This window comes from Streptomyces luteoverticillatus (assembly GCF_003970715.1).
GTDB lineage: Bacteria > Actinomycetota > Actinomycetes > Streptomycetales > Streptomycetaceae > Streptomyces > Streptomyces abikoensis.
This window is the reverse complement of the sequence record NZ_CP034587.1, coordinates 3,067,613-3,082,733: the sequence shown is the minus strand read 5'-3', so window position 1 is coordinate 3,082,733 and position 15,121 is coordinate 3,067,613. Positions and strand designations below refer to the sequence as shown.

Below are 15,121 nucleotides of genomic sequence, written 5' to 3'. Positions count from 1 at the left end.
ACCGTGCTGGACCACCTCATCCGCCGCGCCACCGTCGTCGACGGCACCGGAGGTCCCGCGTACGTCGCCGACGTCGGCGTCCGGGACGGCCGGATCGCGCTGATCGACCGGGACGCGGGCGGGGTGAAGGCGGGCGGCCGGGTCGGGCACCGGGCCCGCACCGAGGAGAACGCCACCGGCCTCGTCCTCGCCCCCGGCTTCGTCGACCCGCACACCCACTACGACGCCCAGCTCTTCTGGGACCCCTACGCCGCGCCCTCCCTGAGCCACGGCGTCACCACCGTCGTCGGCGGAAACTGCGGCTTCAGCCTCGCCCCGCTCCACCCCGGCCGCCCGGCCGACGCCGACTACACCCGGCGGATGATGAGCAAGGTCGAGGGCATGTCGCTCGCCGCCCTGGAACAGGGCGCGCCCTGGGACTGGTCTTCTTTCGGCGAATATCTCGACGCGCTGGACGGCCGGATCGCGGTCAACGCGGGCTTCATGGTGGGCCACTGCGCGCTGCGGCGGTACGCGATGGGACCGTCCGCCATCGGCGGCACCCCGGGCGCGGAGGAGTTACGGCGGATGACCGCGCTGCTCCACGACGCCATGGACGCCGGCGCCTGGGGCCTGTCCACCACCCGCTCGACCACCCACTCCGACGGCGACGGCCGGCCCGTCGCCTCCCGCCACGCCCGCCCCGACGAGTTCCTCGCCCTCGCCCGCGCGGTCGGCGAGCACGAGGGCACCCAACTGGAAGCCATCGTCTCCGGCTGCCTGGACCACTTCTCGGCGGAGGAGAGCACGCTCCTCGTGGAGCTGACGGCCGCCGCCGGACGCCCGCTGAACTGGAACGTCCTCACCATCGAGTCCACCGTTCCCGGCAGGGTGCCGCACCAACTGGCCACCAGCGAGCGCGCCCGCGCGGCGGGCGGCCGGATCGTCGCCCTCACCATGCCGATCCTCACCCCCATGAACATGTCGCTGGGCACCTTCTGCGCCCTCCACCTCCTCCCCGGCTGGGGCGAAATACTGGGACTCCCGCTGCCGGAACGGATCGACCGGCTGCGCGACCCGGCCGTCCGCGACCGGCTGCTGCGCGGCGCGGCGAGCCCGGACGCCGGCCCCTTCCGCCGGCTCACCGACTTCGGCCGGTACGTCATCGGCGACACCTACGCCCCCGAGAACGACGGCCTCACGGGCCGCGTCGTCGAGGACATCGCCGCCGAACGCGGCACCGACCCCTTCGCCACGCTGGTCGCCGTCTGCGTCGCCGACGACCTGCGCACCGTCCTGTGGCCGATGCCCACCGACAACGACCCCGCCAGCTGGGAGCTGCGCCGCCGCGCCTGGGACCACGAGGACGTCCTCCTCGGCGGCTCGGACGCCGGGGCCCACCTGGACCGGATGTGCGGCGCCCCCTACCCGACGCGCTTCCTGGGCGACTGTCTGCGCGGACGGAAGCTCGTGCCGCTGGAACGGGCGGTACGGATGCTCACCGACGACCCCGCGCGCCTCTTCGGCCTGCGCGAGCGCGGCCGGATCGCCGAGGGGTGGTGCGCCGACCTCGTCCTCTTCGACCCCGAGCGCGTCGACGCGGGCCCGGCGACGCTGGTCCGGGACCTGCCGGGCGACGGCGGCCGGCTGGACTCGCGGGCCGTGGGCATGGTGAGCGTACGCGTCAATGGCGTGGAGACCGTCCGGCACGACGTGGTGACGGGAGCGGTGCCGGGACGGGTGCTGCGGTCGGGGCGGGACACGGAGACGGTGACGACGGCGGCGACGGGAAAATTTTGAACCGGCACAAAAGGGGCGGAGGTGCGGTTCTCGCATCCGGGGAGGAGTGGGATTGCCCCTTGGTGTTACTTGGCGTAAGGCTGTGGTGGCCTTTATTAAGAAGATCAACTCACCGTTTGCTGGGGTGGGTTGAAGGTGGGGCTCCGGGACGATTGTTCTCCGGATGCGGATACAGCAGCGCTTAACGTCCTCGCCATGGTTCACGTGCAGCCGCGGCCGAGGGCCGGAGAAACGGTAAGAAGCGTCGCGGGCCGGGACGCCGGGGAGCGGCCGCGGGCCAAGGGGCTGAGCGGCGGTTCCGTCGGCCTGCTGGGCAGCTCCGTCATCGGGATCTCGACCGTCGCGCCCGTCTACTGCCTGACCTCCACACTGGGCCCGACCGTGGGCAAGGCGGGGGTCCAGATGCCCGCCGTCTTCCTCGCGGGCTTCCTCCCGATGCTGCTGGTCGCCTTCGCCTACCGCGAGCTCAACAAGGCCCTCCCGGACTGCGGCACGTCCTTCACCTGGACCGTACGGGCCTTCGGGCCCCGGGTCGGCTGGATGTGCGGCTGGGGCCTGGTCATCGCCACCATCATCGTGCTGTCGAACCTCGCGGGCGTCGCGACGTCCTTCTTCTACCTGCTGCTCGGCCGGCTCACCGGCAGCGACTCCATCGCGGCCCTCGACGGCGACCGGCTCGTCCACGTCGTGACGTGCCTGGTGTTCATCGCCGCCGCGACGGCCGTCAGCTATCGCGGCATGACCGCCACCAAAGGGGTGCAGTACGCGCTGGTCGGGCTCCAGCTGGCCGTGCTCGCCCTGTTCGTGGCCATGGCGTTCACGAAGGCGCGGTCCGGCGGCCTGCCCGGATCGCTCGACTTCTCGTGGACGTGGCTGAACCCCTTCGAGGTCGCTTCTTTCGGCGCCTTCACGGCGGGGTTGTCCTTGTCCATCTTCCTTTTCTGGGGGTGGGACGCCTGCCTTACGGTCAACGAGGAGACACAAGGCAGCGAGAAGACCCCTGGCCGGGCTTCTCTCATCGTCATGGCCGCGCTCGTCGGCTCGTACCTGCTGACCGCCGTTGGTGCCCAGATGTTCGCAGGCGTGGGAGACAAAGGGATGGGGCTCGGCAACCCGGACACGTCGAGCAATGTCTTCGCCGCACTCGCCGAGCCTGTCATGGGTAAGGTCCTCGGTGTCCTGCTTTTCGTCGCGGTGCTGGCCTCTGCCGCCGCGAGCCTGCAGACGACGTTCCTGCCAGTGGCGCGGACGGTGCTCGCGATGAGCACGTACCAGGCGCTCCCGCCCTCCTTCGCTCGTATCCACCCGCGTTTCAAGTCCCCGGGTCCGGCCACGATCGCGGCGGGTGCCGCCACCGGAGTCTTCTATGCCGGCATCAGCTTTCTGAGCCAGAACGTCCTCGTGGACACGATCTACGCGCTCGGGCTCATGATCTGTTTCTATTACTCGCTCACGGCATTCGCGTGTGCGTGGTTCTTTCGCGCCCGGCTCCGGCGTTCGGTGCGCGATGCGCTGTTCAAGGGTGTCTTCCCGGTTCTGGGCGGTCTGGTGCTGGCGGCGGTCTTCTGCAAGACGCTCCACGACATGTGGAACCCGGCCTACGGCAGCGGCAGCGCGGTCTTCGGGGTCGGATCGGTCTTCTTCATCGGGGTGGGCCTGCTGCTCCTGGGTGTGGTGCTGATGGAGCTGATGCGGCGGCGCAGCCCGGCGTTCTTCCGGGGTGAAGTGCTGACGCGCTCCACCCCGGTGATCGAGGACTGATTCCGGCAGGCGATCAGAAGACGGTCAGAAGTCGACGAGCTCGTTGTCGTCGACGCGGGCCACGGACTCCTGGGCGAAGCGCTTGTTGTAGGTGGCGCGGATCTGCTCGATCTTGGCGCCGGCGGTGCGCGCCTCGCCCTTCGGGTAGAGGAGGGTGAGCTTGTACGAGCGCTCGTGCTCGATCTTCCCGTGGGCGTCGAGGTACTGGCCGTAGGCGTTCTCGACCGTCAGGCCCGCCGGGAAGCGCGGGGTGACGACCTCGTCCACGAAGGCGCGGTACTCCTTGTCGGTGACCGGGGAACCACCGTTGGGCTTGGCCGTGCCGAAGAGCAGCTCGGTCTTCACGTACGGCTTGCCGACCGCCCGCACCGGCGCGCTTGCGGCGGCCTTGGGGTCCGGGTCGTCGAAGGCGGCGTAGGCGACGGGGGCGCTCGCGCCGAACAGGGCGGCGGTGAGGGCGACGGCGGCGAGCCGGACGCGGGGGGAGGACTTCGGCATGGGGACGGCTGTTCCCTTCGACGAGATCGACAGGATTCGACAGGAGGTGATGCCAGAGAGGTGATGCCTGAAGCGATGCCAGAAGTGACGAAGCGCCAGAACTCTAGCGGCGGAAGGCCAGGTCTGTGGTGCTGTTCGTGGTGCGGTTCTGGCCGTCAGCCGGCCGCGCTCAGGAACACCGGGTTCGTCATCGCCGCCATCGCCCCCGGCAGCCCCGACGCACCGCCGTCGCCCGCCGGGTGCCGCACCTCGGCACGTACGTACGCCGCCTGGGAGGGCGTCGTACGCCACTCCAGCGTGCCGTCCGCCGGTACGGGCGCGGTGAACATCCGCCCCTGGTCCGTGACGAAGGACGCCGAGCAGCCCGTCGTGCCGGTGACTTTCAGCCGTACGGTGACCTGCTCGCCCGGCGCGGCCCGCAGCCGCTCGCCGATGCCCGCGTGCGCGCCGCGCCCGCCGAGGACCGTGAACGACAGGTCGACGGCCGACGACTCCGCGATCCAGCTGCGCCCCGCGCGGATGCCCGCCAGCAGGGCCTCGCGGGAGAGTGCGTCGGCCAGGACGACCGTCTGGGGCAGCCCCACGACCTGCGGTTCGCGGTGGGCGTCGCTGTTGCCCATGGCGGGCAGCCAGCGGCCGCCGGAGCGGGCGGCGGCGACCAGCGTGTTGTCCCACGCGGCGACGGCCATCTCGTCGTCCGGGGTGTAGGGGCCGTTCCACACCTCCACCGCGTCCGCCTCCTCGAAGCCGAACTTCCAGCCGCAGCCGACGCACGTCGCGTACGGGTGGGCCGGGACGACCAGTCCGCCCGTTTGCCGGATTCTCCGTGCGAAACGTCCGAAGGCGTTGTCTCTCGCGCGGTAGCGCCAGTCGATGAAGACGCCGGGGTCGGTGCCGAGGGCGAGGACGTGGCCGTTGCGCGTGGTGACCTCCTCGCCCGTGAGGATCAGGAGGTCGTCGCCCCACAGGCCCTCCCACGCCCCGTGCGCGGCGGTCGTGTTGTGCTCCGTCGTCGTGATCCAGTCGAGCCCGGCGGCGCGGGCCGCGGCGGCGATCTGCGCGGGGGTGCGCAGCCCGTCGGAGTGGACGCTGTGGAGGTGGTTGTCGCCCCGGTACCAGGCGCGCCCCCGGCCCCGGGCCCGTTGCGGCGGGTACACCGGCTTCGGCGTGGCCCCCGGCGTCCCGTACCGCAGGGTGACCGCGACCTCGTAGGCGAGCCCCTGCGGGGCGACCGTGTACGGGCCGAGGACGACGTGCCAGGTGCCGGGGCGGACGGGCCCGGCCAGATAGCCGGGCGTGGCCCGTTCGGCGCCGACGAAGAACTCCGAGCGGGCACCGCCCGACCAGCCCCGGAAGCCGGCTCCGCCCAGCGCGGTGCCGCGTTCGTCGAAGATGCCGATGTCGCACGCGTTTCCCTGGGTGCCGGTGGGCACGGAGGGTCTGTCGTAGCTGTACGAGACGGCGATCTCGCGGACGCCGCGCGGTACTTCCACGGGAAGGTGGACGAAGTCCGGGGCGCCGGCGGGGAGCCGTCCGGTGACCCTGCGGGTCTCCTCGCCGGAGGCGGGTCCCCCGCCCGCGGCGTGCGCGAAGCTCACTCCCTCGAGCGTCAGTATGCTCACCGCTCCCGCGGCTGCCGCCCCCTTGAGTATGTCGCGCCTGAGTACGTCGCGCCGGTGCATCCCCGCCTCCTCGCGTGGGCCGTGTCCGACTGCCGATCGCCGATGCCTGTGGCGATGTGCCGCGACTGCCGTGACCCACTGTTGTACGCCCGGGTGGCGGGCTGTGGAACACCCGCCGACGCGCGTGGCGGCCGGTATACGAACACGCGTCGACACCCGACCGCGCGTGGCGCCCCCACGGCCGCCTCCCAAGGCATACCGTGGGTCACACGCGAGACCGCCGCGACGACGGAGGTGCCCGGGATGCGGATCGCCACGACGATCTTTCTCACCGATGAGACGATCAGCCCGGTCCGGCTGGCCCGTGAGCTGGAGCAGCGCGGCTTCGCCGGGCTCTATCTGCCCCAGCACACGCACATCCCGGTGAGCCGCAAGACCCCGGCGCCGGCCGGGGACCCGCTGCCGCGCGAGTACGGCCGCGCCCTCGACCCCTTCCTGGCGCTCGCCCAGGCCGCCGCCGTCACCCACCGGATCGAGCTGGGGACCGGCGTCGCGCTCGTGGCCCAGCAGGACCCGATCGTCCTGGCCAAGCAGGCGGCGACCCTGGACTTCCTCAGCGGCGGCCGGTTCACCCTCGGCATCGGCTACGGCTGGAACGTGGAGGAGGCCGAGGACCACGGCGTCGACTGGCACACGCGCCGGGAGCTGGTGCGCGACCGGATGGCGTTGATGCGCGCGCTGTGGTCGCCCGAACCGACGGCCCACGACGGTGAATTCGGGTCGGTCCAGGCGAGCTGGGCGCACCCCAAGCCCGTTCGCCGCCCGCGCCGGCTCCAGGGCACGGACTCGCTGGTGGGGCCGCGCACCCTGATCGGCGGCGCGGCCGGCCCGAAGCTCTTCGCCCACGTCGCCGAGTACGCGGACGGCTGGATGCCGGTGGGCGGCAGCGGGCTGCGGGAGACGCTGCCGGAGCTGCGCCGGGTCTGGACGGAGGCGGGGCGGCCGGGCGAGCCGGAGGTCATGCCGTACGCCGTCCACCCCTCGGCGGGCAAGCTCGCGCACTACGCCGACCTGGGCATCGAGGAGGTGGCGGTCGGGCTGCCGTCGGCCCCGGAGGCCGAGGTCCTGAGGGCGCTGGACGCCCACGCGGAGTTCCTGTAGGCAGGGCGGAGGCGACGCCTCCGGGGCATTCCGGAGGATGCCTCCGTCTGACGTGACGAGAGGCACATGGAACGTCCGCTTCCAGTACGTGGCGGTGTCAGTGTCCGCTCGTATGCTCGGACAATGACTTCGAGCGCACCGCGTCCCGAACAGCCGAACACCCCGGTCGCCCCGACCGCCAACGCCATGCGACGCGCGCTCAAACGCGCCCGCGACGGCGTCGCGCTGGACGTCACCGAGGCCGCCGTGCTGCTCCGTGCGCGCGGCGCCGATCTGGAAGACCTGTGCGCCTCCGCCGCCCGGGTGCGGGACGCGGGCCTGGAGGCCGCCGGGCGGCCCGGTGTCATCACGTACTCCAAGAGCGTCTTCATCCCGCTGACCCGCCTCTGCCGCGACCGCTGCCACTACTGCACCTTCGCCACCGTCCCCGGCAAGCTCCGCCGCGCCGGTGAGGGCATGTTCATGTCGCCGGACGAGGTGCTGGCCATCGCCCGGCGCGGCGCCGAACTCGGCTGCAAGGAAGCGCTGATCACCCTCGGCGACAAGCCGGAGGACCGCTGGCCCGAGGCCCGCGAGTGGCTCGACGCCCACGGCTACGACGACACCATCGCCTACGTCCGCGCCGTCTCCATCCGCATCCTGGAGGAGACGGGCCTGCTGCCCCACCTCAACCCGGGCGTCATGACCTGGACGGACTTCCAGCGCCTCAAGCCGGTGTCCCCCTCCATGGGCCTGATGCTGGAGACCACCGCCCAGCGGCTGTGGAGCGAGCCGGGCATGCCGCACCACGGCTCGCCCGACAAGGAACCCGCCGTCCGGCTGCGCCACCTGGAGGACGCGGGCCGCAGCTCCGTCCCCCTCACCAGCGGCCTGCTGATCGGCATCGGCGAGACGCCCGAGGAGCGCGCCGAGTCCCTGTTCGCCCTGCGCCGGATCTCCCGTGCCTACCACGGCATCCAGGAACTCATCATCCAGAACTTCCGCGCCAAGTCGGACACGGCCATGCGCCGCATGCCGGACGCCACCCTGGACGACCTCGTCGCCACCGTCGCCGTCGCCCGGCTCATCATGGGCCCCTCCGGCTGCCTCCAGGCCCCGCCCAACCTGGTGGACGACGAGTACGCCCGCCTCATCGGCGCCGGCATCGACGACTGGGGCGGCGTCTCCCCGGTCACCCCCGACCACGTCAACCCCGAGCGCCCCTGGCCCGCCATCGAGGAGCTCGCCGAGCGCTCGGCCGCCGCCGGCTTCCGCCTCAAGGAACGCCTCGCCGTCTACCCGGAGTTCGTCCAGCGCGGCGAGCCCTGGCTGGACCCCCGCATCCTGCCCCACGTCCGAGCCCTGGCCGACCCCGAGACCGGTCTGGCCGATGAGAACGCCGAGGTCAAGGGCATCCCCTGGCAGGAGCCCGAAGAGGTCTTCACCGCCTCCGGCCGTACGGACCTCCACCGCGCCATCGACACCGAGGGCCGCACCTCCGACCGCCGCGAGGACTTCGACGACGTCTACGGCGACTGGGACGCCCTCCGCGAGGCCGCCGCCCCCGGCATGGCGCCCGAGCGCATCGACGGCGACGTCCGCGAAGCACTGCGCCAGGCCGCCGACGACCCCACCCGGCTGACGGACGACCAGGCGCTCGCCCTGCTCCACGCCGACGGCCCCGCACTGGACGCCCTCTGCCGCGTCGCCGACGACCTCCGCCGCGACGTCGTCGGGGACGAGGTCACCTACATCGTCACGCGGAACATCAATTTCACCAACGTCTGCTACACCGGATGCCGTTTCTGCGCCTTCGCCCAGCGACGCACCGACGCCGACGCCTACACCCTCTCGCTCACCCAGGTCGCCGACCGCGCCGCGCAGGCGTGGGACGTGGGCGCGGTCGAGGTGTGCATGCAGGGCGGCATCCACCCCGACCTGCCCGGCACGGCCTACTTCGACATCGCCCGCGCGGTGAAGGAGCGGGTGCCCGGCATGCACGTCCACGCCTTCTCGCCGATGGAGGTCGTCAACGGCGCGACGCGCACGGGCATGTCCATCCGGGAGTGGCTGACCGCCGCCAAGGAGGCCGGGCTCGACTCCATCCCCGGCACCGCCGCCGAGATCCTGGACGACGAGGTCCGCTGGGTCCTCACCAAGGGCAAGCTCCCCACCGCCACCTGGGTCGAGGTCATCAAGACGGCGCACGAGCTGGGCATCCGCTCGTCCTCCACGATGATGTACGGGCACGTGGACCAGCCCCGGCACTGGCTGGGCCACTTCCGGCTGCTCGCCGAGATCCAGCGGGACGCGCTCGCCAAGGGCGTGGACGGTTTCACCGAGTTCGTCACCCTGCCCTTCATCCACACCAACGCCCCCGTCTATCTCGCGGGCATCGCCCGGCCCGGCCCGACCATGCGGGACAACCGCGCGGTCACCGCGATGGCCCGGCTGCTGCTCCACCCCCATATCCCCAACATCCAGACGAGCTGGGTCAAGCTGGGCGCGGACGGCGCGGCGGAGATGCTCCGCTCGGGCGCCAACGACCTCGGCGGCACCCTGATGGAGGAGACCATCTCCCGGATGGCCGGCTCCTCGTACGGCTCGTACCGCTCGATCCAGGACCTCGTCGCGATAGCCGAGAGCGCCGGGCGCCCCGCGCGGCCCCGCACGACGCTCTACGGCGAGGTGGCGAAGGAGCGGCAGGAGGCCGCCCTCTCCTCGGACGGCCATCTGCCCACGCTGCTCCCGGTGCTGGACGCGCTTCCCGCCTCCGGCGCCGGCGAGGAGTGATGTTCGTTTGATCTTCGTTCGTACAAGTGTTGCGGATCTGTCGCCGACCGCCGACCGGTCGACGACAGTCCCCGCATAGGGTGTCCCGCATGTCTTGGCCCCAGAACCCCCAGCAGCCGCAGCAGCCTGAGCAGCCGCAGAACCCCTCGACGCCGCCTCAGGGCGGCTTCGGCCCGCCGCCCACGTGGGGTCCGGACGGCGACGGGCACGCCCAGCCGACGATGATCTCCCAGCCGGCCGTGCCGCCGCCGCCCGGCCCGGCGCGGGGCGGCGCCCCGGGCGCGGTCCCGCCGCCCCCGCCGCCCGCCCCGGGCCCGGTGCCGGGCGCCCCGGGGCCCGTCCCGGGTGCCCAGGGCCCCGGCATGGCCCCGCCGCCCGGTATGCCCCCGGCGCCGATGGGGCAGCAGCCGATGGCCCCGCAGCCGATGGGTCAGCAGCCGATGGGCCAGCAGCCTTGGCCGCCGCAGCCGCACGCCCCCCAGGGCCAGCCGGCCGGTCAGGGCCCGCAGGCCGGCAAGAGCAACAAGACGCTGATGGCCGTCATCGGCGGCGTCGTGGCGCTCGCCGTCATCGGCGGCGGCGCGTACGCCTTCCTCGGCGGCAGCGGCGGTGACGACGACAAGAAGAACGACAAGCCTCAGGCCGGCCAGGCCCAGTCGCAGGCACCGGCCGCGCCCGGGCAGCAGTCGGACAAGCCGGCGGACGCCGGCGCCTCCGCCGACCCGTCCGCCCAGCAGCCCACCGTCCCCGGCTGGCAGACGCAGACCCGCGCGGACCACTACTTCCAGTACGACGTGCCGGGCAAGACCGACAAGTGGAAGGTCTTCCCGACGGACACGGCCATCTCGTACACCGAGGACGGCAAGCCGGTCGTCGTGATGACCGGTACGTCCAACTACAAGGAGGGCGGCTGCTCCTCGCAGCCCAACCCCGACGCCGTCGGCGAGGCCGGCCAGGGCCAGCTCGCCACCGTCGGCACCACCGGCGGCGGCAAGGACGGCGACCTCAAGACGAACGCCAAGAACTGGGCGGGCAACTGGGGCTTCATGGCCTACGGCGGCAAGGACCACAAGCCCAAGCTGGAGTTCACCGACGAGAAGGAGTGGAAGCACAACGGCATCGACGGCTGGACGGCGACCGCCAAGGTCACCGTCACCAACCGCCCGAGCCCGTGCGTGCCGCCCACCGCGATCGTGAAGTCCATCGCCCAGAAGATGCCCGACGGCACCTTCCACGGCTGGGTCATCTACGCCGACCAGGGCGTCCCGGACGCGCTCACCGAGGCCCAGATCGACAAGATCATGAACACGGTGCGCCCGGCCAAGGGGCCTGGCGCGTAATCGCCGTCGGCCCGGTGTCCCGGACGCCGGGCCGGCCCCGGCGCACTACAGTGCTGTGCCGACACAGCGCATGTCGACACGGCACTGTGCCGACACAGCGCTGTAGCGACACAGTGCCGTACCGACCGACGCGGGCCTGGCGAACGGGCCCGCGGCCCGCTCGCCACTCTCCCGTCCAGGAGGCCGGACACGTGACCACGACCGCCACGGCGGGCACCGCCGGAGCCCCCGGGCCGCTGCCCCGGGGCCGGGCCGAACAGCAGGACTTCCGCTCCCGGGTGCGCGGCTGCCTGCTCGGCGGGGCGATCGGGGACGCGCTGGGCGCGGGCATCGAGTTCGACTCCCTGGAGGCGATCCGCGCCGCGCACGGCCCCGCCGGCGTGACCGACTACGTCCCGGCCTACGGCCGGCGCGGCGCCGTCACCGACGACACCCAGATGACGCTCTTCACGGTGGAGGGGCTGATCCGGGCCCACGTCCGCCGGGACACCGGGGCCTGGCACCCGCCGGCCGACGTCCACCGCGCCCATCTGCGCTGGGCCGCCACGCAGGAGGGCTGGGGCCCCGACGAGCGGGTGCGGGACGCGGGCTGGCTCGCCGGGCAGGAGTGGCTCTACGCGCGCCGGGCGCCTGGCGGGGCGTGCCTCTCCGGCCTCGCCGACCACCGGATGGGCACCCTGGCGGAGCCCAAGAACCCGGGCTCCAAGGGCTGCGGCGCGGTGATGCGCTCCGCGCCGTTCGGGCTGCTGGCGGACTGGGCGCCCGGCCTCGTCCTCCAGCTGGCCGACGAGTGCGCGGCGCAGACCCACGGTCACCCCACCGGCCGGCTCTCGGCCGCCGCCTTCGCCGTCATCGTCCACGGCGCGGTGCGGGGCGCGCCGTTGGAGGCCGCCGCGCTGCGGGCCCTGGAACTGCTGGCCGCCCGGCCGGGCCACGAGGAGACCACCGCGGCGCTGCGGGGCGCCCTGGCCGCCGTGCGGCAGGGGCCGCCGTCGGCCGAACGGCTCCAGTCGCTGGGCGAGGGGTGGGTGGCGGAGGAGGCCCTGGCGATGGGGCTGTACTGCGCGCTGGTGGCCGAGGACGTCCGTCACGGCCTGCTGCTGGCGGTCAACCACGGCGGGGACTCGGACTCCACGGGATCGATCTGCGGCAATCTGCTGGGCGCCGTGCACGGGGAGACGGCGCTGCCGCCCGGGTGGGTGGCGGAGCTGGAGGGCCGGGGCACGATCCTCGAACTCGCCGACGACTTCGCCATGGAGCTCACCCAGGGACCCGCGCTGCACGGCCCGCCGGGCGCCGTCTCGTCGGCGGCCTGGCTGGCGCGGTATCCCCGCGCGTAGGAGGTGGCTCCGGACGTGGCGGAGCCCTCTCGGCCGGGACGGGATGCCAGGCGACAAGAGGGCTCTCTGCGGAAATATCGATACGGCGGTTTTATGTCGCTGTGCCGGGTGATCCGCGTTCAACGCGGTCGGTCAGAGGGACTGCGCGCTGTCGCCGACGACCGTCACGAACGCGGACCAGGACTCCGAGGAGAAGGCGAGGGCGGGGCCCTGCGGGTCCTTGGAGTCACGGACCGCGATGGACCGCACGAGCGGGGAGGCGACCTCGACGCAGTCGCCGTGGGCCAGCGAGTAGGAGGACTTCCGCCACGTGGTCTTTCCCTGCTGAATCGCCATGAATTGCTCCGATGCCTGTGAGTGCTGCCTGGTACGGCGGGAATCGCCCGGGTGCCGGCCGGAAGACGGCCGGGAACCCACTGGCCGGACCGGTGGGGCCGGTGTCCCGACGCGATCGACGTTACGCGCCAACATCACCTGATGAACGGCCCGTTCACTCGACCGGATGGCATATATCCATCACCCCTTCCTCCATGGCGGGAAGGGGTGTACAGTCCCGCCCCTCGCACCTCACGGCTACTGGCCGGGCTCCTCTTTCCGACCTTCGTCCGCCCAGTCCTCCGCGACCTGGAGGATGAACCGCCGCGAGTCCTCGGCGTTGAGCGCCTGCATCCGCAAATGCTCGTACATCACGCTGTACGCCTGGACGTCGTTGGGCTTCTCCAGGTACAGATCGCTGGTGATGCCCTCGAGGTAGACCGTGCTCGCGTCCTGCGGATCGTGGAACTCGAGGATGGAGAACTTCCCGTACATGCCCGGGTGGGCGCCCACCGCGTAGGGCAGCACCTGCACGGTGATGTGCGGCTGGAGGCTGAACTCCACGAGATGTTCCATCTGTTCGCGCATGATGGCGCCGCTGCCGACGATCCTGCGCAGCGCCGACTCGTCGATGACCGCCCACAGGCGCAGCGGGTTCTCCGGGTCGGTGATCCGTTCCTGGCGGCGCATCCGCACCTGTACGCGCCGCTCGACGTCCGCGGCGGTGGCCTCCGGCCACGAGCCCTCGGTCACGGCGTTGGCGTAGTTGGGCGTCTGGAGCAACCCGGGTACGAGCGACGCCTCGTAGACGCGCAACGACGCCGCGTCCGTCTCGAGTCCGATGTAGACGCTGTACGGGATGTCGCCGAAGGCATGCCACCAGCCTTGCTGTCGTGACTCCTTGGCCATCTGCATCAGCGAATCGACGATGCGGTGGTCCTCGACGCCGTACACGCCGCACAGATCGCGGACATCGCGCTGGCTGATGCTGCGGCGGCCGTTCTCCAGCCGGCTGATCTTCGACTGCGAGACCAGAAGCCGCTCGGCCACCTCCTCGGCGGTCATGCCCTTGAGCTCACGGAGCTTGCGTAGCTCCTGCCCCAATCGGCGCCGCCTTACGGTGGGGTTGACACTGGACGCCACGGGACGCACCTCCGGCTCCGTCATGCTGCTGTCTCCTGCTCCGGCAGCCTGCCACCACCGGCCGGGGCGGCGCTGGGAAATGCTTACACCGTGTCCGCTTGTGGTGACCTTGATGCGGATGCGCGTGACGTAGTCGTTACTACGCATGACCGCGCGACCCCTACGACCGCGCGCGCCCAGGCGCGCGTACGCGCACGCGGGGCGGCGGGCCGTACCACCGTGCTCGGGCGGTACGGCCCGCCGCCCCGCGCTGCTGCGGCTCCCGGACCGGGGCAGGTGACCCCGGTGCGGTCGGTGGAGCGGAAGTGGTGCGTTGGGTTGGTGCGTGGGTTGGTGCCAAGGGTGATGCGTGGGTGATGCGTGGGGTGGTGCTTGCGGTCGTGCTTGCGGTCGTACGACCGCGGTCAGCGGCTGCGGAACCGTTTCACGAGGCGCCCGCGCGGGCCATGACCCCACCTCGATGCGCGGTCGTCCGGCCCGTGCCGACCGCCGCCGGCTCGACCGGCGCCCGCACGGCGGCGCGCCGGCCCGAACCGCCGCCACCCGTCGGACCGGCCGTGGCCGGCGCCCGGCGCGGCTGCGCGCCGACCCCGTTCTGCACGTCCATCACGGCGTGCGCGACGAGCCCGCCCATGGGGTCGTGCCGGATGAGATCGCGCAACCGGGACCGTGAGGAACGGCCCTCGTTGCCCGGGTAGAGGTGCTTGCCCAGGCCGACCGCGTGGGCCAGGGCGGCGAGCGCGGCCGTCCGCGGGTCCGGCGGGACGCCGGTGCGGATCGCGCTGTCCAGCCGGGACCTGATCTCCCGGCTGATCGCCGTGTCCGTCGCCTGATAGCGCGTGGTCGGCAGCACCCCGCACATCTGGCCCGCCACGGCATGCACCATGCCGCACCGCTCCAGATGCGTGAGATACGTCTGACGCAGCCCCAGCCGGGGCCCGCCGATCCAGTGGACGGCGCGCACCGGGCTGCCGCGACGGCGCAGCAGCTCGAGCGCGGTGTCCAGGGTCGGATCACCAGTCGGCCGTGGGTGCACCACGGCGATACGATCCCCGTCTGGGGCTATCCGTCCGGCCAGAGCCAGCTCCACGAGCTGCGCTCCGGCGAGACCGAGGTCGAGCGACTGCGGCTGCGCCGTGGTACCCGTGGCCGGGTCCAGGGCGAGCAGCAGAAGCTCCTCCGGAATTGTTCTGCGGCTCCTGCCCATCCATGCCTCCCCGCGTGGATGAGTGACAGGGTGACCCCTCTCACATTGGTCTGTCGAGAGCGCGTGGTGACTTCGGGTGGGAACCGGTAGGTATGTCGTCTCGTCTTGCACGTGGGTGAAGGCGGACACCGCTCTCTGACCCGCTAGCTGTGCCCTGACGCGACGGCGGCAGAGGACACTGAT

Annotated in this window: 11 protein-coding genes; 6 read left to right on the top strand and 5 right to left on the bottom strand. The window is 72.2% G+C overall.

The window, feature by feature from the left end; genetic code table 11:
- Positions 1-3: 3 nt before the first annotated feature.
- The gene (locus EKH77_RS13325; protein WP_126914610.1) at positions 4-1,779 is read left to right on the top strand and encodes an N-acyl-D-amino-acid deacylase family protein; all 1,776 of its coding nucleotides are present in this window, start codon (positions 4-6) and stop codon (positions 1,777-1,779) included.
- Positions 1,780-1,974: 195 nt separating this feature from the next.
- Positions 1,975-3,540: an APC family permease gene (locus EKH77_RS13320; RefSeq protein ID WP_126914609.1), complete on the top strand. Its 1,566-nt coding sequence runs from the start codon at positions 1,975-1,977 to the stop codon at positions 3,538-3,540.
- A gap of 24 nt (positions 3,541-3,564) precedes the next feature.
- Here EKH77_RS13320 and EKH77_RS13315 read toward each other — a convergent pair whose 3' ends face one another.
- A complete protein-coding gene (locus EKH77_RS13315; protein ID WP_126914608.1) occupies positions 3,565-4,038 on the bottom strand; it encodes a DUF3574 domain-containing protein in 474 nt (157 codons plus the stop codon).
- A 155-nt stretch (positions 4,039-4,193) separates the two neighbouring features.
- On the bottom strand, positions 4,194-5,720 hold the full coding sequence (locus EKH77_RS13310; RefSeq protein ID WP_126914607.1) for a CehA/McbA family metallohydrolase: 1,527 nt from the start codon (positions 5,718-5,720) through the stop codon (positions 4,194-4,196).
- Positions 5,721-5,963: 243 nt separating this feature from the next.
- Between EKH77_RS13310 and EKH77_RS13305 the strand changes: the two genes are divergently transcribed.
- The 4 genes from EKH77_RS13305 to EKH77_RS13285 all read left to right on the top strand — a co-directional run bounded on the left by EKH77_RS13305 (position 5,964) and on the right by EKH77_RS13285 (position 12,273).
- Positions 5,964-6,821 (top strand): TIGR03619 family F420-dependent LLM class oxidoreductase, encoded by an 858-nt coding sequence (locus tag EKH77_RS13305; protein ID WP_126914606.1) that lies wholly within the window; start codon positions 5,964-5,966, stop codon positions 6,819-6,821.
- 123 nt (positions 6,822-6,944) lie between these two features.
- Complete coding sequence (locus tag EKH77_RS13300) at positions 6,945-9,593, top strand: bifunctional FO biosynthesis protein CofGH (RefSeq protein ID WP_126914605.1); 2,649 nt, start codon at positions 6,945-6,947, stop codon at positions 9,591-9,593.
- A gap of 89 nt (positions 9,594-9,682) precedes the next feature.
- Positions 9,683-10,933: a hypothetical protein gene (locus EKH77_RS33770; RefSeq protein ID WP_240667344.1), complete on the top strand. Its 1,251-nt coding sequence runs from the start codon at positions 9,683-9,685 to the stop codon at positions 10,931-10,933.
- Positions 10,934-11,124: 191 nt separating this feature from the next.
- Positions 11,125-12,273 carry an ADP-ribosylglycohydrolase family protein gene (locus tag EKH77_RS13285; RefSeq protein ID WP_240667343.1) on the top strand — a complete coding sequence of 383 codons (1,149 nt, stop codon included), beginning with the start codon at positions 11,125-11,127 and terminating at the stop codon, positions 12,271-12,273.
- 132 nt (positions 12,274-12,405) lie between these two features.
- On the opposite strand, the gene EKH77_RS13280 is transcribed toward EKH77_RS13285, so the two are convergent.
- From EKH77_RS13280 to EKH77_RS13270, 3 genes are all read right to left on the bottom strand, one after another.
- Entirely contained in the window at positions 12,406-12,609 is a 204-nt protein-coding gene (locus tag EKH77_RS13280; RefSeq protein WP_126914603.1) for a DUF397 domain-containing protein, read from the bottom strand.
- Between the two features lie 237 nt (positions 12,610-12,846).
- A complete protein-coding gene (locus tag EKH77_RS13275; RefSeq protein WP_126918052.1) occupies positions 12,847-13,731 on the bottom strand; it encodes a helix-turn-helix domain-containing protein in 885 nt (294 codons plus the stop codon).
- Positions 13,732-14,155: 424 nt separating this feature from the next.
- Positions 14,156-14,938, bottom strand: coding sequence for a GOLPH3/VPS74 family protein (locus tag EKH77_RS13270; RefSeq protein WP_126914602.1), 783 nt, complete (start codon positions 14,936-14,938; stop codon positions 14,156-14,158).
- Positions 14,939-15,121 lie beyond the last annotated feature (183 nt).

Bases quoted from the DNA above. Each gene is read 5' to 3' on its own strand.
- EKH77_RS13270 (WP_126914602.1), bottom strand. From the start codon at position 14,938: ATGGGCAGGAGCCGCAGAACAATTCCGGAGGAGCTTCTGCTGCTCGCC.
- EKH77_RS13315 (WP_126914608.1), bottom strand. From the start codon at position 4,038: ATGCCGAAGTCCTCCCCCCGCGTCCGGCTCGCCGCCGTCGCCCTCACC.
- EKH77_RS13280 (WP_126914603.1), bottom strand. From the start codon at position 12,609: ATGGCGATTCAGCAGGGAAAGACCACGTGGCGGAAGTCCTCCTACTCG.
- EKH77_RS13300 (WP_126914605.1), top strand. From the start codon at position 6,945: ATGACTTCGAGCGCACCGCGTCCCGAACAGCCGAACACCCCGGTCGCC.
- EKH77_RS13320 (WP_126914609.1), top strand. From the start codon at position 1,975: ATGGTTCACGTGCAGCCGCGGCCGAGGGCCGGAGAAACGGTAAGAAGC.
- EKH77_RS13305 (WP_126914606.1), top strand. From the start codon at position 5,964: ATGCGGATCGCCACGACGATCTTTCTCACCGATGAGACGATCAGCCCG.
- EKH77_RS33770 (WP_240667344.1), top strand. From the start codon at position 9,683: ATGTCTTGGCCCCAGAACCCCCAGCAGCCGCAGCAGCCTGAGCAGCCG.
- EKH77_RS13310 (WP_126914607.1), bottom strand. From the start codon at position 5,720: ATGCACCGGCGCGACGTACTCAGGCGCGACATACTCAAGGGGGCGGCA.